20 protein-coding genes are annotated in these 23,869 nt (G+C 34.9%); 12 read left to right on the forward strand and 8 right to left on the reverse strand.

Annotation, left to right across the window (positions count from 1 at the left end):
- Nucleotides 1–54: 54 nt before the first annotated feature.
- Together E0W69_RS18290 and E0W69_RS18295 are read left to right on the forward strand one after the other, a co-directional pair.
- The gene (locus tag E0W69_RS18290; RefSeq protein ID WP_225321310.1) at nucleotides 55–1,014 is read left to right on the forward strand and encodes a hypothetical protein; all 960 of its coding nucleotides are present in this window, start codon (nucleotides 55–57) and stop codon (nucleotides 1,012–1,014) included.
- Nucleotides 1,015–1,115: 101 nt separating this feature from the next.
- Nucleotides 1,116–2,924: an ABC transporter ATP-binding protein gene (locus E0W69_RS18295; RefSeq protein WP_131331506.1), complete on the forward strand. Its 1,809-nt coding sequence runs from the start codon at nucleotides 1,116–1,118 to the stop codon at nucleotides 2,922–2,924.
- Here the strand turns inward: E0W69_RS18295 and E0W69_RS18300 are convergent, their stop codons facing one another.
- From E0W69_RS18300 to E0W69_RS18320, 5 genes are all read right to left on the reverse strand, one after another.
- Nucleotides 2,925–4,112 carry a glycosyltransferase family 9 protein gene (locus E0W69_RS18300; RefSeq protein ID WP_131331507.1) on the reverse strand — a complete coding sequence of 396 codons (1,188 nt, stop codon included), beginning with the start codon at nucleotides 4,110–4,112 and terminating at the stop codon, nucleotides 2,925–2,927.
- Between the two features lie 68 nt (nucleotides 4,113–4,180).
- Nucleotides 4,181–5,173 (reverse strand): glycosyltransferase family 9 protein, encoded by a 993-nt coding sequence (locus tag E0W69_RS18305; RefSeq protein ID WP_131331509.1) that lies wholly within the window; start codon nucleotides 5,171–5,173, stop codon nucleotides 4,181–4,183.
- Nucleotides 5,174–5,177: 4 nt separating this feature from the next.
- Nucleotides 5,178–6,176, reverse strand: coding sequence for a glycosyltransferase family 9 protein (locus E0W69_RS18310; protein WP_131331510.1), 999 nt, complete (start codon nucleotides 6,174–6,176; stop codon nucleotides 5,178–5,180).
- Nucleotides 6,177–6,185: 9 nt separating this feature from the next.
- Nucleotides 6,186–7,178: a glycosyltransferase family 9 protein gene (locus E0W69_RS18315; protein WP_131331512.1), complete on the reverse strand. Its 993-nt coding sequence runs from the start codon at nucleotides 7,176–7,178 to the stop codon at nucleotides 6,186–6,188.
- Between the two features lie 91 nt (nucleotides 7,179–7,269).
- Nucleotides 7,270–8,058, reverse strand: a complete 789-nt coding sequence (locus tag E0W69_RS18320; protein WP_131331514.1) for an enoyl-CoA hydratase/isomerase family protein — start codon at nucleotides 8,056–8,058, stop codon at nucleotides 7,270–7,272.
- Nucleotides 8,059–8,187: 129 nt separating this feature from the next.
- On the opposite strand from E0W69_RS18320, the gene ggt reads away from it, so the two are divergent.
- The 3 genes from ggt to E0W69_RS18335 all read left to right on the forward strand — a co-directional run bounded on the left by ggt (nucleotide 8,188) and on the right by E0W69_RS18335 (nucleotide 12,160).
- Nucleotides 8,188–9,906, forward strand: coding sequence for a gamma-glutamyltransferase (ggt, locus tag E0W69_RS18325; RefSeq protein ID WP_131331515.1), 1,719 nt, complete (start codon nucleotides 8,188–8,190; stop codon nucleotides 9,904–9,906).
- Between the two features lie 165 nt (nucleotides 9,907–10,071).
- A complete protein-coding gene (locus tag E0W69_RS18330) occupies nucleotides 10,072–11,262 on the forward strand; it encodes a hypothetical protein (protein WP_131331516.1) in 1,191 nt (396 codons plus the stop codon).
- A gap of 79 nt (nucleotides 11,263–11,341) precedes the next feature.
- Nucleotides 11,342–12,160, forward strand: coding sequence for a hypothetical protein (locus E0W69_RS18335; RefSeq protein WP_131331517.1), 819 nt, complete (start codon nucleotides 11,342–11,344; stop codon nucleotides 12,158–12,160).
- Nucleotides 12,161–12,285: 125 nt separating this feature from the next.
- On the opposite strand, the gene E0W69_RS18340 is transcribed toward E0W69_RS18335, so the two are convergent.
- A complete protein-coding gene (locus tag E0W69_RS18340) occupies nucleotides 12,286–13,449 on the reverse strand; it encodes a TlpA family protein disulfide reductase (protein ID WP_131331518.1) in 1,164 nt (387 codons plus the stop codon).
- A gap of 92 nt (nucleotides 13,450–13,541) precedes the next feature.
- Entirely contained in the window at nucleotides 13,542–15,224 is a 1,683-nt protein-coding gene (locus E0W69_RS18345; protein ID WP_131331519.1) for an NAD+ synthase, read from the reverse strand.
- A 66-nt stretch (nucleotides 15,225–15,290) separates the two neighbouring features.
- Between E0W69_RS18345 and gldB the strand changes: the two genes are divergently transcribed.
- The gene (gene gldB / locus E0W69_RS18350; RefSeq protein ID WP_131331520.1) at nucleotides 15,291–16,304 is read left to right on the forward strand and encodes a gliding motility lipoprotein GldB; all 1,014 of its coding nucleotides are present in this window, start codon (nucleotides 15,291–15,293) and stop codon (nucleotides 16,302–16,304) included.
- A 152-nt stretch (nucleotides 16,305–16,456) separates the two neighbouring features.
- Nucleotides 16,457–17,518 carry a class I fructose-bisphosphate aldolase gene (locus E0W69_RS18355; protein ID WP_131331521.1) on the forward strand — a complete coding sequence of 354 codons (1,062 nt, stop codon included), beginning with the start codon at nucleotides 16,457–16,459 and terminating at the stop codon, nucleotides 17,516–17,518.
- 293 nt (nucleotides 17,519–17,811) lie between these two features.
- On the opposite strand, the gene E0W69_RS18360 is transcribed toward E0W69_RS18355, so the two are convergent.
- On the reverse strand, nucleotides 17,812–20,460 hold the full coding sequence (locus E0W69_RS18360; protein ID WP_191967902.1) for a glycoside hydrolase family 2 protein: 2,649 nt from the start codon (nucleotides 20,458–20,460) through the stop codon (nucleotides 17,812–17,814).
- A gap of 319 nt (nucleotides 20,461–20,779) precedes the next feature.
- On the opposite strand from E0W69_RS18360, the gene rpsJ reads away from it, so the two are divergent.
- The 5 genes from rpsJ (at nucleotide 20,780) to rplB (ending at nucleotide 23,853) form a co-directional block, all read left to right on the forward strand.
- Nucleotides 20,780–21,085: a 30S ribosomal protein S10 gene (rpsJ, locus tag E0W69_RS18365; protein WP_131331523.1), complete on the forward strand. Its 306-nt coding sequence runs from the start codon at nucleotides 20,780–20,782 to the stop codon at nucleotides 21,083–21,085.
- Nucleotides 21,086–21,365: 280 nt separating this feature from the next.
- Complete coding sequence (gene rplC / locus E0W69_RS18370) at nucleotides 21,366–21,983, forward strand: 50S ribosomal protein L3 (protein ID WP_131331524.1); 618 nt, start codon at nucleotides 21,366–21,368, stop codon at nucleotides 21,981–21,983.
- 17 nt (nucleotides 21,984–22,000) lie between these two features.
- Complete coding sequence (gene rplD, locus E0W69_RS18375) at nucleotides 22,001–22,636, forward strand: 50S ribosomal protein L4 (protein WP_131331525.1); 636 nt, start codon at nucleotides 22,001–22,003, stop codon at nucleotides 22,634–22,636.
- A 25-nt stretch (nucleotides 22,637–22,661) separates the two neighbouring features.
- A complete protein-coding gene (gene rplW / locus E0W69_RS18380) occupies nucleotides 22,662–22,961 on the forward strand; it encodes a 50S ribosomal protein L23 (protein ID WP_131331526.1) in 300 nt (99 codons plus the stop codon).
- Nucleotides 22,962–23,016: 55 nt separating this feature from the next.
- Nucleotides 23,017–23,853 (forward strand): 50S ribosomal protein L2, encoded by an 837-nt coding sequence (rplB, locus tag E0W69_RS18385; protein ID WP_131331527.1) that lies wholly within the window; start codon nucleotides 23,017–23,019, stop codon nucleotides 23,851–23,853.
- Nucleotides 23,854–23,869: the final 16 nt, after the last annotated feature.

Here is a 23,869-nt window from a genome sequence, read left to right on the forward strand (position 1 = left end):
CGCCTAAATATGGCAAAAACTGATTCAACAATTAAAATTGTATTACTTACTCCTTTGGAATTTGGATTCAATGAAATGTTTCTGGAAAATACAATAGAGATTGGATATGAAGTACTATCCTTGTCCGAGAAATTAAAATTTAAATATCCTTCTAATCTTCTCAAATTTTTCAACGGCGTTAGAAAACTCTTATTTAAGGATAAAAATTATAAAAAGAGACTAATTAAAAACTATCAGCTAGATGTTGTAAAAAAAATACAGAATGATAAATATTATACAATTGCAGAATATGCCTTAATTATTCGACCAGATTTATGGCATCATGAAGTAATCTCGGAAGTTGTAAAGTTGGCTAAAGTAAGTGTTTGTTATCAATGGGATGGAATAAAAAGATATCCGGATGTTGTAAATTATTTTTCCTTGTTTACTAAAATTTATGTTTTTGATCCTAAGGACTTATATCAAACAAACTTTAACATCAAACTGCTAACAAATTTTTATTTCGATAATTTATCATCCTTTATACAAGAGGCAACACGACAAGTTTGCTACATTGGCACATTTCAAAATAATCGGATTACAAAGTTGCTAGAGATAAAAAAAATACTAAAACAATATGATATTTTTTTTGATATTTTTTTAGCATTTAATAGTAAAAAAGAAGCTACATCATTTGAGTATACCGAGGACGTAAATATTTTACAGCAATCTCTTTCATATAAACAAATGATAGGATTAAGTAGCAAATACAAAGTTATTGTGGACGTCCAAAACAAATTTCATGAAGGTCTTTCATTTCGACACTTTGAATGTCTTAAGCTGGAAAAAAAGATCATTACAGATAATGCATCAGTCAAAGGGTATGATTTTTATAAATCAAATAATGTATTCGTTTTTGGACAAGACAACCCTGCAAATTTATCTTTGTTTATTAATAGTGAATTTGAAAAGATCAATTTTAAAATAATAGAAAAGTACAGTTATCAGAATTGGCTAAGGGACATTTTTGTATAATTTAAAAAAAACAATGTGAGTTGTATCTGTCTCTATCCAATTGAAAATAAACTTCAAAATATTTAATCGTTATCTTTGCGCCCCTTATAAGATAGTATAAAATGAAATTAAAAAAATTTAAGCGACTTTTTAAGTACATTGGATTATATAAAGGCAAAATTATCTTGTATTTATTGATGACGATAATTGCGTCTGCATTATCAGTAGGTTCTATTGCTACATTAGCGCCATTGATGTCAATTATTTTTATGCCAGAAAATGGTGGTGCCCAAATTGGTGGCGATACAATGAAAGCTTTTACGGATTACTTGTCTAATGCGATGCATACACATGGTCAGCTTTATGCGGTCTTAATTTGTTGTGCCTTCATTATTGTTACCACATTTTTGAAAAATTTGTTTCTTTATTGGTCTTCTGTCATTTCGGTTCCAGTAAGAAGTTCAATTACCATTCATTTGAAAAATGACATGTATCATAAAATATTATCCCTACCTGTGGGATATTTTTCAGATCAAAAAAAAGGGGATATTATGTCTAGGATGGCTAATGATGCAAATATTGTTGAGGGGTCGATTATCAATACCATGGAAGGTTTGATCAAAGATCCAATTATGGTGATCTCTTATTTGGTAATGATGATTTCAATCAGTCCTAAATTATCCGTATTTTTATTATTGTTATTGCCATTGACTGCTTTTGTAATTGGAAGAATTAGCCGATCTCTAAAAAGACAATCCTCTGCCGCATCTGAAAGAACGGGGGAGATTTTATCCATCTTAGATGAAACGCTTGGTGGTATTCGTGTGATTAAAGCTTTTTGTGCTGAGAAAATTCTGAACAATAAGTTTGTTCGAATGAATAATACCTTATTGAATATCAATAAGAAAATGAGTCGTCGTCGTGATTTAGCTTCTCCATTAACAGAGTTATTAGGGGTTGTTGTTTTATGTATTATAATTTATTTTGGAGCAAATTTGATAATAAAAGGTCAAGGGTTAACAGGAGGAGATTTAATTGCCTATATTGCCATGTTTGCAATGTTAATTAATCCTGCAAAATCATTATCTACTTCATTTTTTAATGTACAACAAGGTGCTGCCGCAGTCGAAAGAATTGAGGAATTGTTAGAAACTAAAATTACTATTCCAGATGAAGGAACTAAAAGATTAGACACATTTAGTGGTGAGATTGAGTTTAAAAATGTAAGTTTTGGATATAACGAACATATTGTCCTAAAAAATATTAATCTCAGAATTCCAAAAGGTAAAACTGTCGCATTGGTTGGCAGTAGTGGCGCCGGTAAAAGTACGTTGGCAGATCTTGTAACTCGCTTTCATGAGGTTACGAGTGGAGAAGTTTTATTTGATGGAATTAATATTAAAGAATATAGTATTGAATCAGTAAGAAGAAAAGTCGGTATTGTTACTCAAGAGCCTATTTTGTTCAATGACACAATTGCCAATAATATTACTTTAGGAAAACCAGATGCATCACAAGAAGAAATTGTTCAGGCTGCTAAAATTGCAAATGCATTTCGTTTCATAGAAAATAAACCAGAAAAATTTGATACGAATATTGGTGATCGCGGTGGTAAATTAAGTGGTGGAGAGCGTCAACGTGTCACGATTGCTCGTGCAGTTTTAAGCAATCCTCCGATTCTAATTTTGGATGAAGCTACCTCTTCATTAGATACAGAAAGTGAAAGAGTCGTGCAAGATGCGATCAATAATATGATGCAAAACCGTACGTCACTTGTTATCGCTCATAGATTGAGTACGATCAGAAGTGCAGATGAAATCATCGTTTTGGATAAAGGAGAGATTAAAGAACGTGGTACGCACGATGATCTTATAACAATCGAAAATGGAATTTACCGTAAATTAGTTGAATTGCAAGGTTTGGGTAAATAATTAATTTTTATACAGTTCAAGACATTTATCCAAAACTTCTTTTGGAAAAATTGTAGCCATGTCGACAGAGGAAACATTATAAATCCATCTGTCGGCATTTTTCATTTTAGGTAAATATTCCAAATATTGTTTACTGTATATTACCGTATAGTTTGGAGAAAACTGCCCTAAGTCAGAAAATCTAAAGGATGACTCTCCATTTGCCATGACAACAGTTGGTTTTTCATTTAAGGCAACTCGAGCATGCACGGCAAATGTATCATTTGAAATCATTAATGATGCAGCATTGATCCATGAAAAAGACTCCATAAGATTTGTTTTGCTCACCATAGAATACAATCGCTCATCTTTAATTTCATCTAAAATTCCTTGCGCAAACTCTTCCTCTCTATTTCCTCCTAGTAAAACAATCTCCTCTTCTTTATAACAAACCAGCAACTGACCGATTAGCTCAATCCAATATCTCAATGGCCAATTTTTACTCTTTTTAGAAGAGCCAATCATGCAAAGGATATATTTTTCAGGTAAATTTAGTTTAGGTAAAAGTTTTGCATTTATTGCAGGCTTTGTTATGGAAATATTTGTGTCTGAAACCCAATTGACAAATCGTTGATTGAATAAAAACTCGTGTGTTAATTCAAAATTTTGAGGAAATAAATGATTGAAAAATGAGTCAGAAAGAATGTTTAATTTATCATACAAATAATAATTACTACTTCCATATTTTTTAATCGCATTTGTTGCTTCAATGATAATACCGCCAAGATTTACATCGGAAGTTCTTTCTAATTCTACAGCAATTTCTGCATTTATATTATTGATATTGGTAAAAATCTGACTTCGGTAATTATGATCTTTTTTGAATTGCTCCTTATCAATCCATAAAAATTCATCAACGGTATCTGTATCAAGTGTCTCTGCTATATTTTTATTTAACTTATTTCCTATAAAAATTATCTTGTAATCTTTAAATTTAGGCGCATTTTTAATGATTGAAAATGTGTTTCTAGAAAGTATATAATCGCCAATTTCATCCATTCTAACCAAAATAATGATTTTGTTTTTAGAGGGATGATTAGGAAGATGTTGAATGGCTTCTTTATTTAGAGCAACGAAAGCAATATGCTTTTTTACGCTTTTCTTCCTTTTAAATTTTCTAAGATATACAGAAATTAATCTTTTTAGCATCTAATAACTCAATGTTAAAGTATGTTTTCAGTTTAGATTGTTTGCAAAGATTTGATAAAAATATTGCATTAATATTTCATAATGAGTAATTGTACCTCTTTATTTTTTATTTCATTCAAATAAAAATTGGCATCACTTTCTAAATTGTTTTTTTCTGGAAGCAATTTTGGGCAAACGATATCGACATTTTTGCCAATAGGTTGCCATCTTCCTGGATGCACTGGACGAATAGGAATGAAAATCCCAATAGCATGCGTGCCGACACTTGCTGCAATATGTAACGGTCCTGTACTACAAGCTACTAAGGCATCTGCCTTTTGTATAAATGCAATAAATTGTCCTAAAGGCATTTTGCCACAGATATCAGTAACCCAATTGCCAGCAGTATTGAATAAGGTATCTAATTGAGCTCTTTCCTTTTCTGTACCAGAAACGAAAATTTTATATTTATTTGGATCAAGGTTTTGAATGAGCTGAATATATTCTTCTATCGGCCATTCTCGAGCGGAACCTTGAGATTTTGGATGTAAAATGATATTTTTTTTGTCCGAGGATAGTAGATGAGAGAAGTTGCTATCCAAATTTTGAATGCGTGTCATGATCGGCATTTGGCTTATTTCCGATAAGGGATAATCAACTTTTTTTACCAAAGTGGATAATAATTGAATATTCAATTGAGATTCATGCAAGTCAGAATTTTTTCTACTTAGCTTGATCAATTTGTTGCAAGTCCACCAATGATATAACCGATTTTTTGTACCGATTCTTATTGGGATTTTTAAGGATTTGGCTCTTTTTGCAATCGCACTTTTCGGTAGGACATGAATGATACAATCTATTTTTTGCCCTTTAATCGTGACTTCATTTTGCATAAAATCATCCAAATCAATAAATTGATCGACATAAGTACAAGTTTCGATAACCGGTTGCGTATATTTTTTACCCAAAAAACCAATCACCGCATTGGGATAATTTTGTTTTAAAATATAAGCCAATGGCAAAGTCAATACAACATCACCAATACTATCTGTACGACTGATTAAGATACTTTTTAGTTCCAATGCCTTATTTATTTAACCAATTCATTAAAATATTTTGCACTGTAACAGGCAAAATGGTATTCATGTCATTATCTTTTCCTTCCAACGTAAAAACATGTTTACCAACAGGTCCCCAGCGTTGTACGTTTTTCGTAACGACATCAGTATATAATCCCAACGTATATTTACCTAAAGCGGCAGAAATATGCGCTGGTCCAGTACTCCCCGCAACCAAACCATCACTCGCATTGATCAACGCAATGTATTTTTCTAACGAAAGAGCACCAGAATCATGGTGATATTTCCCCTGATTTTTTTGTAGGAAATCACTCATTTTTTCCAAATCTTGTTTGCTACCTCCGATGATAATATTGAATATCGTTGGATCTAAAATATTCAATAATTGAGAAAAATTATCCAAACCCCATTCTGGTCCGTTACCTGTTGTCAAAGGATGCAATACAAGATTGAATTTGTTTGGATCGATGAGATTGCTTTGTAATTCGGATGATAATTTTGGAATATTATGCAAACCGTAATATTGCGGTAATTCATCCAAACTAGGAACTTCTTTGATTCCTAATGCGCTCAACATTTTTATATCTAATTGAGATTCATTTAGATGTGATCGACTTCGACTAAAATTTACCCATTTATTACAAGTGGACAAATGATGAATGGAATGAAAGGTTCCAATTCTATTTTTAATGCCTGTTTTTTGGATCAATTCAGCCAAGCCTTTATCCGCTCTCAAATGAATGGCAGTATCTATTTGCAAACCAGAAAAAAACATTTGTAATTGCGTGTCCGTCAATTTGCATATTTCATCAAAATTGACAAATGCATCAATATTTTGAGACATTGCGACGATCGGTTGGGTATAACCACGGCCCAAAAAGCTGATTTTGATATCTGGAATATGTTTTTTCAATAAACCACACAATGGCAACGCCAAAATGGTATCGCCCAACGCATCGTTGCGACAGACTAAAATATGTTTGGGATGGATTTTTCCAAATATCATTTGTGTAGTTTAAAGTATAGAAATGAGTTGACTAGCGTGTATATCCTCAGCACATTTGAAATGACCTTTTGGACAAGCTTTGAATCCATGCAAACCGCAAGGGCGACATTCCAAATCTTCTGCAACTTCTATAATATGGCTTTCATCCGACAACGGTCCAAAACCAAAAGCTGGAATCGTACTGCAATAAATCGCAGCGACTGGCGCATTGACTGAAGATGCAAAATGCATTGGAGCTGAATCATTGACATAATTCATAGCGGCTTTTTCTTGTAACGCTACGGATTGTAAAAAATTAAATTTTCCTGCCAAATTATATATTTCCAATTGTGGATTGGCTTTCAAAATTGATTCGCATAAATCCTTATCCGAAGGCGCTCCCAACAAATACACGATATAATCTTGATGCAATTCTTGCAAAAATTCAATCCATTTATGTGCTGGAAATTGCTTAGTAAACCAAACCGACGCCGGAGCAACACAGATATAAGGTTTTGATTGATAACCCTTTACCAATGCATAATCTGCTGCTTGTGGATATAATCTTGGTTTGCATGCCTGATGATCTGTAAAATCTGCGATTAATGCTTGATTGCGATTGACCTCGTGCAAAGGCTTTTCAGGTGTGCTGACAATATGTTTAACTTTTTTGGAAAAAGCAAAACTCCAAGGATTTTTGTCAAAACCAATCGTTTCTTTTGCTTTGGAAAATGCGGTGACAAATCCCGTTGCTGCAAATCGTTGTACATTAATTACTTTATCGTATCGTTCCGCTCTGACCTCTTGTAATAATTTCCAAAGATTTTTATACTTACCATTCTTTTTATCCCAGACATACGTTTTTCTGATTTTCGGATGATGTGTAAGCAAACCTTCATTTCCTTTTCTCAAGAAAAAATCAATTTGCGCAGCGGGAAAAAATTGAGCTAATTTTTCCACCAATGCGGTTGCCAAAACAACATCGCCGATAAATGCGGTCTGTATAATCAGAAATTTTTGCATGAGGGTGCAAGTTAATCAAAAGATAGAGCTCCTATATTAAAAAAGGTGTAAATATTCCTATTTACACCCATTCAAAAAGATTATTTTATGTTTAGAACACGACACTTTTCTTCATTTTTTCCAAATATTCGCGTGCTTGATCCATCACGACCAATTTGGAACTGATTCTCGCTTTTTCTTCCAAAAGCGTATCCCAATTTTCCGTGCCTACCCAAAGAGATTTCTTCATTTCTTCGGTCACTTTTGGATCTACTTGAGATAAAGAAGTGGAAAGGCGTGTGATAGAATCTTCCATGCTGCGTTTATTTGGATGCAATTCTGCATATAAACCCTTTCTTCTTGCCCAATCTGCGCTTCTCCAAAGATGTGCGTCGATCGCTAATTGGCTAAATGCAGATAAGCCCATTTTTCTCTGTATTGCCGGTCCGATGGTAAATGGTCCGAAGCCAATGCACAATTCGCTCAATCTTACATCTGCTCCTTCCAATGCAATAGCATAATCTGCTGCTGCTACCAATCCAACGCCACCGCCAACACATTTACCGTGAACTGCTACGACGATGAATTTTGGACATTTGCGCATTGCGTTAATTACTCTTGCAAATCCACTAAAAAATTTGAAGCCTTCTTCTGGTGTTTTCATTGGAATCAATTCTTCCAATAAAGTACCCGAACAAAAAACGTCGTGTTCGATCGAGCGAAGTACTACGACTTTCGCTTCTGCGCTGTTTCCTGCAGATTGCACTGCTATAGCCAAATCTTCCAATAATTTTCCGGGAAGAGAATTACCTTTTGGATGATAAAATTCTATCGTTGCGATGTGATTTCTCACGGATGATCTAACATATCCTTGCGTTATATCTTTATTGTCCTCTGCCATAATTATTTGTTTTGAAAGTTCTAATATAGGGTAAAAATACAAATTTGCGTGTTTGAAAAATGTTATTAAAAAAAACTTCTCAAATGTAGCATTGGCATTTTGCCTTAACTTAGCAATAAATCGACACACATGAAAAAATATATACTAATAATAGCTGCTTATTTGGTTCATATTCAAGCAGATGCACAGAAATCTATCGTTGGAAATGGATTGGAAATTGATCCATATCATTACACGAGCCAAAGAGAAGGAGTCTTTACAAATGGAACGGTGGTATGTGCACATCCATTAGCTGCTCAAGTCGGTGTTGCAATGATGAAACACGGAGGAAATGCATTTGACGCGGCGATAGCGACTCAATTAGCCTTGGCGGTAGTATATCCTGGCGCCGGTAATATTGGCGGTGGTGGATTTATGACAGCAAGAAGAGCTGTAGATGGTAAGACAATTACTTTAGATTTTAGAGAAAAAGCACCAGGGCATGCGAGTCGAGATATGTATTTGGATAAATCCGGAAATGCGAGTACTGAATTGTCCCAAAATGGACATTTATCCGTAGGTGTTCCCGGAACCGTCGCTGGATTATTCAAAACCTTACCATATGCAAAATTGACTTTTGCAGAATTGATCCAACCCGCTATTGATTTGGCAAAAAATGGATATGTAATTACAGAAAAAGAAGCCGACGGTTTGAATACCGATCGGGAAAATTTTATCAAATACAATACTTCCAAAGAAATAGCTTTCGTCAAACCAGAATTATGGAAAGCGGGCGATACGTTATTTCAGAAAGACCTAGCAGAAACGCTTGAACGAATCAAGAAAAATGGTCCTAAAGGTTTTTACGAAGGAAAAACTGCAGATTATATCGTAGAGGAAATGAAACGCGGTCATGGCTTGATTACGTTGGAAGATTTGAAAAAATATGAAGCGGTCGAAAGACCTCCATTGCATTTTATGTATAGAGGTTATGAAATCGTAAGTTTTCCTCCTCCAAGTAGCGGCGGTTTGCTATTGGCTCAAATGCTAAAAATGATCGAACCATTTCCGGTAAAAGATTTTGGTTTTCATTCTGTTATGCAGATCCATTTAATGGCAGAAGCGGAGAGAAGAGCGTATGCTGATCGTGCAAAATATATGGGAGATCCTGATTTTTGGAAAGTGCCAGATTCTATTTTGATGAGCAATAAATATTTAATGCAAAGAATGAGCGATTTCAATCCCGATTCTGCAACGCCGTCGACCAATGTGACGGCAGGATTGATTCATCAAAGTGAAGAAACTACACATATCAGTATTTCGGATAAAGCAGGCAATATGGTTTCTATCACGACAACTTTGAATAACCATTTCGGAAGTAAAACGGTTGCCGGAAAAGCTGGTTTCATTTTGAATGATGAAATGGATGATTTTAGTATCAAACCTGGCGTGCCTAATTTGTATGGCGCAGTTGGGGGAGAAGCGAATGCGATTGCTGCGAATAAAAGAATGTTGAGCTCTATGGCGCCAACCTTGATTTTAAAAGATAGTAAACCTTTTGTTGTCGTAGGAACGCCAGGTGGTACGACGATTCCGACTTCTGTTTTCCAAAGTATTGTAGATGTTGTAGATTTTAATATGCCGTTGAGCGAAACGATTAATTCGCCTAAATTTCACCATCAATGGGTTCCTGATTATTTGTATGTAGAAAAAGGATTTGCTGCGGACACATTAAGTGCATTACAAAAAATGGGATATCAAATCAAAGAGCGTGGTCCAATTGGTCGTACAGAAATGATTGAATTTAAAGGTGGACAATTAATCTCGGCTTCGGATAAAAGAGGAGATGATAGCGTGGCGGGATATTAGTTATATTTTGAAATAGGAAATTAGAAATGGGAAATGTGAGGAAATGAACTCTTTCTCGCGCCAGCATTAGCGAAGCGGTGCTGGTGTGCTCTTTCACACAAGTAACGTTCGTTCCTCACTAATGCTTTCGCGAGATATGATAATATGTCAACAATTGTTTTGAAAATGAAAAGATTATTACTGCTTGTTATTTTCTTAGCCAATTCAATATTTTTATTTGCTCAAACTAAGAGTGATTCCGTCTATTTGTTTGAGAATAAAATATTAGAAAAATGTAAAATTGATTCTAATTTTTACTTCAAGGGTGGATTTGCATCTTCAGATCTTGCTTTGATAGGTCTATATCAAGAGGGTTTGAAATTATACGATAGTGCACGGAGGAAAGAATCATTTGAAGTTACTGATAGTCTCAAAACTGCACTATCTCAATTAAAAGCCATTGATCCAATTCTTTACATCCTTGAACAGGCAAAAAAAACTTCAATTATTATATTTAACGAAGCGCATTACAATCCAAGAAATAGAGTATTTGTCGTGTCTTTATTGCACTCTTTGAAAAATATTGGATATTCTGTTTTTGCAGCGGAAACTTTTTCAAATAAAAAGTCTTTTGGCAATATTCAACATCCATCTCTTGAAACGGGATATTATAGTGCTCAACCTCAGTTTGGAAACATGATAAGACTAGCCGTTAAATTAGGTTATAAATTATTGCCATATGAAGATACAACACTTTACAAAAGACATAGGGAAATGGAAGAGGCTACAAATATTGCGAATTTTCTGTCCAACAATCCAAATTCAAAAATAATTATCTACTGTGGATTGGATCATATTTTTGAAACTCCAATTGCTATGAATCAAAAGGATAGCCTTCATTTTATGGCAAATATTTTAAAAAAGATGACTAAGGTTGATCCATTTACGGTGGATCAGGTTTATTTAAGAGAACGAAGCAATTTTCACTTGGAACGACCAGAACGTCAACTACTTAATTCAGATAAGTATGCACTGTTTCAATACCCGAATGGTAAAATATTTTCCATGAAATATACGGATGTTTCCTTATATACACCAGCTACAAAAACAAAATACAATAGACCTTCTTGGATATTTGAAAATCATATGTTGCCATTATTCTTACCAATCAATAAGATAAAAATATCATTTCCAATAATGGTAAAAGTGTATTTAAGATCTGATAATGTGAATAATGCAATCCCTATTGATGTCCTTGAAGTTAAAAATAAATTAGACTTAAATCGAACGGCATTGGCTGTATACCCAAAATCTGATTATCAAATAGTAGTCAATAATGAAAAAAATGAAGTATGCTCATTTTACGTAGGTAATTAAAAAATGCACTTAGAATAAAAATGAGGCATTTAATGTAAATAAAATTACATTTGTTAGACATTCACCTAATGTATAACATATGCGATCTTTTTCTACCCTCATGCTGATTGTAGTATTGGCTATATCTGCGTGTTCAAAAAATGAGAACTTAATATCTTCAAACAATCAAGACAAGGTTCGTGATTTTTCTTTTGTAAATAAGAATGGTGATATTATCGGAGATTCATTAACGTGGACAACTTATTTATCGATTTCCGTTCAAAATAATGATGATACTTCCTTATTTAATTATAAATGGAAAATAGGCGATGCGGATAATAATATATCTGACTATACAAAAACTCCAAGTATAATTTACAATATGCCAGGAACGTATATTGTAAAAAGGTATGCATATAATAAATCGAATAATGATTTGGTTGATTCTACGTCCAGAACTGTTTTCGTAGCAAATAGAACGTTAAAAGATATAAAAATTGATCTCTTAGACTGGACGAAAGTTTTTGGAGAGGTTGATATTCCTGCCGATGCAAAAATTGATTTATTTGCAAGAATATATAAGGATGTCAAAAATTCAAATAATGATTATATTTTTAACAATGCAGAAGTTTTGATGGAGAGTGATACATTAAAAAATATAGCGAACAATACAACTAATATAATCTTTGAATCCAACAATCAACGCTCACTTTATATGAGCATCAATAACAGTTTGCATGCGTTATACGGAATTTATAATGGAAAAGTATATTTACTTGCGGCGGATTGGTTTAGTGGTATTGGAGGCAGTATGAGTGAAACGTATGGTCCAAATAACGCTTATATAACATCTACTTATACTACCAGTACGGGCTCCGGTATTATGGCTTTTGATGGCGTTTTTGATTTCACGAAATAAAATTTTTAATTTCTTACTTTGGCTCGGCGCCAGCATTAGCGAAGCGCTGCTGGTGTTTTTTTTCACACTAGCATCGCTCGTTCCTCACTAAACTAATGTTTGCGCGCGATGAGAGAAAGTATGCTCTATTGCAAATTATTGTCGAGGATTTTTTCTACTACGCCAATATCTGAGTTGCCGGCATATCGTACAATTCCATGAGTATCAATAAGAACAAGTTGAGGAAAACCATCAACTCCATAGGCTTTTGTTACGATTCCCGTGACATCATATAATGTTCTATAATCGGGATTATGTTTTTTATAAAAAACATCTATGTCCTTTTTTGAATCGTACCTATTTATCCCTATTAAATTCAATTTATTTTGATATTTTTTCATTAATTCATTCAGTTTTGGTACGGAAGCAATGCATGGACCGCAGTTCTTCATCCAAAAATCCAATAATATAACTTTACCTTTCAAATTTTTAAGTTGCAATGAGTCAGAACTATCATAAAATGGTAAGCTCCAATCCGGAGCGGAAACATTTGGCTTAATTAGCTCTAGTTTTTTCTTGGATATAATTTTAAAATCATTTGCATATGTCGAAAAATACCAAGATAATTCACCAGGAGCTGCAACGTTATTTTTAATATTCGAAAACGTTGTTGTCATAAAATCCTTTGGCTCTGCATCATTTTTTTGAATTACAGCAATTGGCAGATATGTGGTTTTGTCTATAATGATATGATATAGAAAATCCCTTTTCAATGTGGTAGGTGTTGTTTCGTTTCCAAATCCGTTGAGTGTTTTATTGTGTAGAGTACAAGTAACTTCAAGATAGGATTTACCAGATATTAGCGTATCTGTTATCCTTTTTTCAACACTGCTATCAGCAATAAATAAAGAAAGTCCGTTTCTAAGGGTGAAAAGAGAATTTACAAAAAAAGAAAGATTTACAAATGAATTATAGTTGGGTTTGAAGGCAATCTCCATCGTCCTATCTTTTTTATCCATTAAAAAGGACTCATTTCCGTTATAAATTGTTTTATAGGCAGCCGTCTCTAATTGAAAAGTAGGGTTTAGTTGACTAAAATCAATGTAGGACGTACCTGAAAATTTATTGTGATAATCTTCCGAAGCATAATTAGTCTCACGAGAGTAATTATAACTTACTTTTCCTAAATGCTTAAGATTTTGAGACACTAATTGTAAAATACTATGGATTGATTCTGAATTTTGCCCGTAGGCATTATTAGAAAGTATTTCAATAAGCATTAAGACAATTGGAAGAATGATCCTTTTCATTTTGAATGAGCGTTTTGTTTAAGACATATTCAGAATAAAAAAGTTGTAACAGGCACTTGTTCTTTAATTATCAAATCATCCAAATCAAACTATTACGACAAATATTTTCCAACAATTGGTACTCTTCTACCGACGCCATAAGCTTTAGGTGAAATTCGGATAATGGGGCAAAATTGATTGCGTTTGTATTCATTGGTATTCACCATTTTCAATGTACGATCGACCAATGCTGGATCGTAGCCCAATGCTTTAATGTCGTTCGGTCCGTTACGTTTTTCAATATATTGGAATAAGATTTGATCCAAAACTTCGTAATCAGGTAAGCTGTCGCTATCTTTTTGATTGGGTCTTAACTCTGCGCTGGGAGCTTTTGTAATAATATTTTCTGGAATGATTTCTTCATTTCGATTGATGTATCTCGCCAAAGCATATACTTGCAATTTGTAACAATCTCCTAATACGCCAAGACCGCCAGCCATGTCGCCATACAAAGTGCCATAACCGGTACTTAGCTCACTTTTATTACTGGTATTCAATAAGATATATCCCAATTTGTTGGCAATTGCCATCAATAAATTGCCTCTTGTTCGGCTTTGAATATTCTCTTCTGCTACCGAGAAAGGACGATCTTCAAATATGGGTTGGAGTTCAGATAAAAAGGATTCGTAGATTTTATCAATATGAATAATATCGTAAGGGTTGTTCAGATTTTCACTCAAACGAACTGCATCGTCTACTGAATGGCTTGTAGAATAAGGTGATGGCATCAATACCGCACGTACATTTTCCGGACCCAAAGCCTCACATGCTAATGCAATAGTCACCGCGCTATCAATACCCCCAGACGAACCAATAATGGCTTGCTTGAATTTCATTTTTTGGAAATAATCTCTAATTCCCAAAACTAAAGCGTCATAAATTGCTGCAATATTTAATGTCGGCTCCAATTTTTCCAATACATTTTCCTTGTCGGCAACTTGAATCGCAGGTATTTGAATATTACCTTCTACGGAATTATTGTCTTTCAAAATAGCTCCATCCAAAACTTCTACAAAAGATGGGAATTCTTTAATTACATTTCCCGCTTTATCAAAAATCAAAGATGCACCATCGAAGATAACTTCCGTTTGGCTACCGACCGTATTGCAATAAAACATCGGAATGCCATATTTTTTCACATTTGCTTTTACAATGGCTTTACGATTGGTGGCATGATTATAATCGAATGGCGAAGCACTTAGATTAATCATCACATCCGGATTTTGCTTGGTCAACACATCCATCGGACATTCCGTATACAAAGGATTATCTCCCAGATTCCAAATATCTTCACAAATTGTAATTGCCAATTTTTTACCTTTAAATTCTACAACTTTCCATTCGTGTGCAGGTTCAAAATAACGATCTTCATCGAAAATATCGTAGGTGGGCAAAAGGGTTTTATGTATTTCCGCTTTGATTTCCCCTTCGTAAAGGAAAAATGCCGCATTAAAAAGGTTTTTTCCCTGAATTTCTGGATTGCGCGCTGGTCCGCCTACCAAAACCGCAATATCGGTGGCTGCTTGTTTGATTTGCTCGATACATGCATAACTTCTATCAACAAAATCTTTGAATTCCAAAAAATCCCTAGGCGGATAACCGCAGATGGACAATTCGCCGAATACAATTAAATCGGCATGTTGTGCTTTTGCCTCTGCGATGGCTTGTAAGATTTTTTCGGTATTAGATTCAAAATTTCCAATATGATAATTTTGTTGCGCGAGTAGGATGTTCATAAATGCGTATTATTTTTCTTAAAACAGATGGTGTGTTTTTTTCGTACGAACAACTAATTTTACCGCATGAAAAAAATCTTATTTTTTATCTGTCCGCTTATTTTACTTTTTGGATGTAAAGATAAAAAAAGAAATGTGCCCGATGTCTCAAATGTAAAAGCTTCGTTGAAAGTTGTCCGTTTTGAACAAGATTTATTTGCACCGGCAAATGAAAATATCGATCAAAAATTAGGACAATTGGATGCCAAATATGGCAATTTTACGAAAGATTTTTTGTACAATATTGTTGGGATTCCTCCATTTCCAGATAGCGTGAGAATGCATTTGCCCACATTTATACATGATTATCAATCCATTAATGATTCCGTGCAGGTTCATTTCAAAGATTTGAATAAAACTCTGGAACCTTTACAATTAGCTATGAAATTGATTCATGTGTATTTTCCATTTTACAAAGCGCCTGATAAATTGATCACATTTGTTGGCCCCTTCGATGGTTATGGCAATGTGTTAACAAGCTCCGGAATGGCAGTCGGATTGCAGATGTATTTGGGTAAAGATTTCCCTGCTTACAATACGGAATATATACAGACGATTTATCCAGCCTATATTACGAGACGATTTGAACCCGAATATTTGCCAGTGAATTGTGTCAAAAATCTTATTGAAGACATGTATCCCAATAAATCTCAAAGTTTGCCTTTGGTACAGCAAATGATTGAAGCGGGTAAGAGGATGTATGTATTGGATCAATTGCTACCTTATGTCGCAGACACGGTAAAAATTGGTTACACAAATGATCAATTGGAAGGTAGTTACAAAAGAGAAGAAGCGATTTGGAATTATTTTACTGTAAATAATTTATTGTATTCCATTGAGTTAGATGAAACTCGGGAGTATGTTAATGATGGACCCAAAACAAACGCATTAGGAGAGGACTCGCCTGGTAATATTGGTACATTCATTGGCTGGCAGATTGTCAAGAAATGGATGGAAAAAAATGAAAAAACTACCTTAATTCACTTAATGGATACCCCTGCAGATCAAATATTTAAAGAGGCAAAATACAAACCACATTAGTGGAGTGAGCCGTGAGGAAGATATCTTTATAGCTATCATTTAAGGAATACATTATTGAGAATTTAATTTTATCTATTTGATTGAATATGAATGAAAAAACAAATTTGCACGTAAATTGTTACTATTGAAAAGTTGATAAAATAACCTACAAAATGAAAAAAGTAAACATTGAAGAACTTTTGGGAAAAGAAGCCGAAAGTTTGCTCCAACACAAATGTACCACGATACCCTCCTCTTCTTTGCACTTGCCATCGCCCACTCATGTGGAAGATATTTTTGGGATTTCCGATAGGAATGTACAGACTTTGCGTAATATAGAAGCTTTGTACAGCAGTCGAGGTAGACTAGCCAATACAGGTTATGTATCTATTTTACCTGTGGATCAAGGGATTGAGCATAGCGCAGCCGCTTCATTTGCACCAAATCCTATATATTTTGATAGTGAAAATATTGTCAAGTTAGCCATTGAAGGTGGATGTAATGCTGTAGCTTCCACCTTCGGCGTATTGGGTTCTGTCGCTCGAAAATATGCACATAAAATACCCTTTATCGTAAAGATTAATCACAATGAATTATTGACTTATCCAACCAAATATGATCAGATTATGTTTGGTACGATTAAAGAAGCTTGGAATATGGGGGCGGCCGCAATTGGTGCAACGATTTATTTTGGTTCGGATAATAGCGATAGGCAGATTGTGGAAGTTTCACAGGCATTTGAATACGCGCATGAACTAGGTATGGCGACGGTGTTGTGGTGCTATTTGCGTAATAATGATTTTACAAAAGACAAAATAAATTACGAAACTTCGGCGGATCTTACTGGACAGGCTAACCACATCGGTGTGACGATCAAAGCGGATATTATTAAGCAAAAGCAACCTACCAATAACGGAGGGTTCACTGCTATTGGTTTTGGAAAAACAAATCCATTGGTATATTCCAAATTAACAACAGAAAATCCAATCGATCTTACCAGGTATCAATTAGCCAATTGTTATATGGGAAGATTAGGATTGATCAATTCGGGTGGAGAATCTAAAGGGGATAGCGATCTTGCAGAGGCGGTACGAACTGCTGTAATTAATAAGAGGGCAGGAGGTACTGGCTTAATTAGTGGTAGAAAAGCATTCCAAAAATCTATGAAAGATGGGGTTGCTCTATTGAACGCCATTCAAGATGTGTATTTGGATGCGAATATTACGATTGCATAATACATTAAGAACTTATCCAAAAGCCCTTCAAATTTTCTGAATTTGAAGGGCTTTTGGATGTCTAAGGTTGAGGCAAATCTTTTTAATTAATTTCCATTTTGATTTTCTTTATTTCCATAATAAATGGCAATGATAAGACATAACAAAACTGGAATTAAATCTACAATATGATGAAGCATGGTATATTTATTTGTTTAAAGCAAATGTCTAAAATACCTATAACTTCTTAAAAAGACTTCTATAATCGGCATATAATGAAGGGGATTTGGTCAATTATTCATGTTTTTTAGCTTTTAATTCAATTCTAATTTAGTAACGTTTCCATTTACATCTGTTACCTCTAACTCCAATTTTTGAAAGGATTGTTTTTTAAAATGAACTGCAATATTTTCCGATGAGCCAGATAATAAAGAAATGTAATTGTCGCTCCATTTAGCAGAATGAATTTCTTCGCCATCTGCAATTAATTGAAGATTAAGGAAAAATGCCAAGTTCGACCCAGCATTTTTTACAGTAAAATCAAATGAATTTACATCTGACTTGTTTTGGGTTATTGTAATATTTGGTGCCGGCAACTTTTCAATATCTCCGTAATTATTCTGCTCATTTAACCAATATACATTTTTAGAAATGCTATTTCCATGAGCGTCATTTAATTGCAAAAAAACGTATTGCAAATTATTTTTACCTACCATCCATTTAGATAAATTACCCAAAATCTTTACAGCAGAAGAATCCGAATTAAACTTGGAAAAGGATTGCTTTTTAATTTCTTTTCCCAATGCATCAATTAAACTCACATTCGCAGTAAATGATTGATTTTCATAAGATTTATTAATAATTTCAATATCCGAATTTTTTGGATTTAACTGGATGTGAATAGGTGCACAAGCATTTTGCATCGCATAAAAACCCGCATTTGGTTGCAAATACCAATCATAAATTTGCCAAATTACGCTTGGGAAAGCGGCATTTAATTTCCACAACATGACACCGCCGTTTTCATTCAATTTGTGTTGTGCTGCTTCAAATATACCTTGATAACCCACCCAATTCATCAGTTGCATTTTAGTAGAAAAATCATTCAGAGAACTAGGCTGGCCATAATATTGAACCATTTTATTATAATAGTCATCATATTTTCCCGCCCCTGTTGCGGCGTCATGATAACCCCAAGTATGGTTGAGTGGATAAGGTAAGGTAGTATCCCAAGTAAGATTAGGAATTATTTTGGGCAAAGTACTCATCGGCGGTTGAGATGGAATTCCCGTCTCATCTTTAAATACCCAATCTCTCGCAGTGTCCGCCAACCAGAAATAATCACTTGGCTTTTTCCATGCGTAAGGTCCACCACTATATACACCAGAAGGCTGATTATCTGGGTATGAGCCTTGCCAACCTTTGGGTAAATGTGCAAAACCGGACGAACTAGGGATAAAAGGTCTAGTACCATCCAACGTAATTACATTATTACGCATCACATCATATAATTCTTTGCGCGCGTGACCTTCATTTCCTCCTGTCCAAACCAATAAGGATGGATGATTACGAATGCGATAAATCGTGCTAATGACATTTTGGGTAAATACATTGCCTTGCAAAGGCCAGTCGGATGAACCTTTAAATTCTCCTTGTGTATCGCCAGTTATCCAAAAATCACTCCATACAAGCAAACCAAGACGATCTGCAATATTCCAAAAATTGTCAGGAGGAGTAATGCCGCCGCCCCAAATACGAACTAAATTAACATTGGCAGTTTTACATAATTGTAATTCTTCTTCATAACGCATAGAATCTCGGTTGACCAGTAAATCAGGCACCCAAGCACCACCAACTAAGTACACTCTTTTGCCATTTACATAAAAATCCCTGCGGGTAACTCCTCTTTCGAGTTTAGCTGTAGATGATACGGTACGAATGCCAAATTGAATATGATTGGTATCCGAAATTGCATTGTCATAGGTGACTTTAGCAGTGATATTATATAGATTAGGATTACCGTAACCAACTGGCCACCAGAGTTTTGGATGGGAGATATGTAATTGAGCAAATTTTTCGGGTGAGAAATTTAGCTCTTGTGTTTGATTTTTATCTAAATGAAAATTTCGGGTTAGATGAATGGTGTTACCAGCGAATTTTTCTGGTGAAATGATAATTTCTAATATCCCATTTACCTCTTTTTCCGAGTGATTTGCAAGGGTGTAAGCTGCATTTACCAATGCTTTAGTCGTATCATTGTTCTCAAATTTTGTAGTTATATGTGGTTTTTCTAATGAAATTGCCCCTATTGTTTTTACAAATACCGGTTGCCAGATGCCCATATTGCGATCACGTACTGGAGGCATCCAGTCCCAACCAACAGAGGATAACATAGTTACATTTTTTCCAATATCTCCGGTTGGTCCGCCATTTAAAAAGAAAGGTCCAAGTGCTTTCAGTTGTTCCGAATCGGGTTCGCCAGGATAATCCAATGGATAAATTTTAACGGCTAAATAATTCATTTGCCCAGCGTGGGCTGCTTTGGTGATGTTAATTTCATACTCGGCAAACATGCCCACCATTTGCGAACTATCAGCGACTTTTTCACCATTTACCCAAACCTCTGCACGATAATTAATTCCTTTAAAATCGAGTAAATAAGTTTTATTCGATGCTTTTTCAAGCGTAAAACTCGTTCGATACCAATAAGGCTTTTTCCAGGGATTTTCCTCATTTGGTAAATACGAATATTGGGATAAGCTGTACTTGGTATTAAAGGAATCAGATGCGTCTGGAATATACATATTATTCATTCCTATATATGGATTGGGGTAAATATGATTGTCTACTAATCCTTTTAAAACGGTAGATGGTACATTCACGGGAAACCAATAACTAGAAGATTTGCAATCTCGAGAAGATAAAAGTATGCCATCTTGCTTCACTTGAGAGGATGATTGCATATAAAAGTGCGTCAATTTTTGAATTTGCTGTGCATTAGTTTTGGATAAAAAACACAAACAAAGGATTCCTGATAAGAAGTTAGAGACTTTATGCATAATGTAGTAGAATAGAAAATATGAGCTCTAAAGTTACAAATAAAAATGTGTGCCACAATTTGATTATCTTCGCTAGATAAGTTCTTAGATTGTCAAAATCTGGATAAAAAAGGTGAAATATTAAAATAATCCACAATTTTTTCAAAAAAAGTGGAAAAATAATTTGCTTATTCGAAAACTAGGTTTACCTTTGCGCTCCCAATGACAAAATTGGGTTTACGCTATGTCTCAAAGAATCAGAATTAAATTACAGTCTTACGATCACAATTTGGTAGATAAATCTGCTGAAAAAATCGTTAAAACAGTTCGTGGTACAGGTGCAGCCGTAACAGGTCCTATTCCTTTACCTACTCACAAAAGAATTTTCACTGTATTGCGTTCTCCACACGTAAACAAAAAGAGTCGCGAGCAGTTCCAATTAGCTACACACAAACGCTTGTTGGACATTTACACTTCTTCTTCTCGTACAGTAGATGCATTGTCTAAATTAGACTTACCATCTGGTGTTGAGGTTGAAATCAAAGCTTAACAGCTTTATCTCTCCGAGATTTTAGTGTAATAAATTCTTTGTATCATCTCTCAATCAATCCGCGCATAACGGATGAAAAAAGAGCTCTGAATTGTAAACCATCCTAATTCTAAACAAAAATTAGGATACATATTAAACAGGCCCTTCGAGGTTTGTTTACTGCCGGTACTTCCAAGTTGTAGAACAAGAACGGAAAAGGTCGTCAGGAAACAGGAGATTGAAACCCCGCAAACGCGCAGGGGTTGTCTCAACAACCTAGAGGGGCGCAAAAGCGCACGTAATGAAAGGTATTATTGGAAAAAAATTGGGGATGACCAGCATCTACGGACCAGAAGGCCGTCAGATTGCCGTTACCATCATTGAAGCTGGTCCCAATGTTGTAACTCAAGTTAAAACTAAAGACTCTGATGGTTACAACGCTTTACAACTTGCATTTGGTGACAAGAAAGAAAAAAATGCTACCAAAGCTGCTATCCAACACTTCGCAAAAGCCAACACTTCGGCTAAAAAAGTTGTAAAAGAATTTCGTGATTATTTTGAAGAAAAAACACTTGGTGATACTATCACAACTGAAATATTCGCAGAAGGCGAATCTGTTGACGTTGTAGGTATATCCAAAGGTAAAGGATTTCAAGGTGTCGTTAAACGTCATGGATTCCATGGTGTAGGTGAAGCTACACACGGACAACATGATCGTGATCGTGCGCCTGGTTCTATTGGTGCATCATCTACTCCTTCTCGTGTATTGAAAGGTATGCGTATGGGCGGTCGTATGGGTAACGACAGAGTTAAAATGAAAGGCCTTAAAGTCGTAAAAATATTCCCTGAGAAAAATTATATCTTGGTAAGCGGATCAGTACCAGGTCATATTGGTTCTATCGTTTTCATCCAGAAATAATCTTAATCTGAACAACAATGCAATTAGAAGTTTTAAATACAAAAGGAATTACCACTGGTAGATCAGTTGAATTACCAGATGAAATATTCGCAGGCGAACCTAACGATCACGTAATATACTTGGCCGTTAAACAATATTTAGCTGCACAACGTCAAGGCACTCACAAAGTGAAAACACGTGCTGAAGTTAAAGGTTCTAGCAAAAAATTACACAAACAAAAAGGTACTGGTGGTGCTCGTAAAGGTAACATCCGTAACCCTTTATATAAAGGTGGTGGTACTGTATTCGGTCCAAAACCTCACAGCTACACTTTCAAATTAAACAAGAAAGTTAAAGATTTAGCAAAAATTGGTGCGTTGACTTACAAAGCTAAAGATAGCGCAATCCTTGTAGTAGAAGACTTCAATTATGAAGCTCCAAAAACTAAACAATTTGTTGAATTAATTAACAATTTGAAAGTAGAAGGTAAAAAAGCATATTTCGTATTCGCAGGATATGATGAAAATGTTTACTTAAGCATGCGCAACATCCCTACTATCTTAGGTTCTAGCCTAGCAGATATCAATACTTATGACATCATCAATTCAGATGTTTTAGTATTCGTAGAAAGCGCAGCAAAAGTATTTACTGAAGTTGAAGAAGCAGTAGCTTAATTTACCATCTTTTAAAGCAATTAAAATGAAAATTACTGATATTTTAATCAAGCCAATTCTTACAGAAAAAGCTAATGCTCAGCAAGAAACGCTTCGCAGATACGCTTTCAAAGTAAACAGAAAAGCAAATAAGCTTGAAATTAAATCTGCCGTTGAATCTTTCTACGGAGTGAATGTAATTGCTGTAAATACAGTAGTCGTTCCAGGAAAAAATAAAACACGTTACACAAAAGCTGGATTTATCAAAGGTGTAAAACCTGCATATAAAAAAGCTTATGTAACTGTAGCTGAAGGCGAAGCAATCGATCTTTACGCTAGCATTTAATTTAAACTGATTTTATAGTACGCGGAGCTGAAAAATCTGCACAAAAGAATATAAAATGGCATTAAAAAAATACAGACCAATGACAGCAGGTACCCGTTGGAAAATCGGGAATGCCTATGCTGAAATTACAACTAACAAACCTGAAAAAAGTTTGTTAGCTCCAAAAAAGAAAACTGGTGGTCGTAACAGTTCCGGTCGTAGATCTATGCGCTATATCGGTGGCGGTCACAAACAACATTATCGTATCATAGATTTCAAAAGAGACAAGAGAGAAATCGAAGCAAAAGTTGTATCTATTGAATACGATCCAAACCGTACAGCATTCATCGCATTGTTGGAATACACTGATGGTGAAAAAAGATATATCATTGCTCCTCAAGGTCTTCAAGTAGGTACTACTCTTATCGCAGGTGACGCAGTTGCTCCAGAATTGGGTAATGCTTTGAAATTGAAAAATATTCCTTTAGGTACTGTAGTTTATAATATCGAATTACAACCAGGAGCAGGTGCTAAATTGGCTAGAAGTGCAGGTGCTTCTGCTCAATTAGCTGGTAAAGAATCAAAATATGCGGTTATCAAAATGCCTTCTGGTGAGTTGAGACGTGTATTGATCGAATGTTATGCAACTGTTGGTATTGCTTCCAATGGAGATCATCAATTGATCAAACAAGGTAAAGCAGGTGCTAACCGTTGGAAAGGTATCCGTCCTCGTGTTCGTGGTGTTGCCATGAACCCAGTAGATCACCCAATGGGTGGTGGTGAAGGTAAATCTTCAGGTGGACACCCTCGTAGCCGTACTGGTAAATATGCTAAAGGTGAAATTACTCGTAAGAAGAAAGGATCCGATAAGCTAATTATACAAAGAAGAAACGGTAAGAAATTAGCAAAATAATTCAATCATTGTTAAA

This window comes from Rhizosphaericola mali (assembly GCF_004337365.2).
GTDB classification, from domain to species: Bacteria; Bacteroidota; Bacteroidia; order Chitinophagales; family Chitinophagaceae; genus Rhizosphaericola; species Rhizosphaericola mali.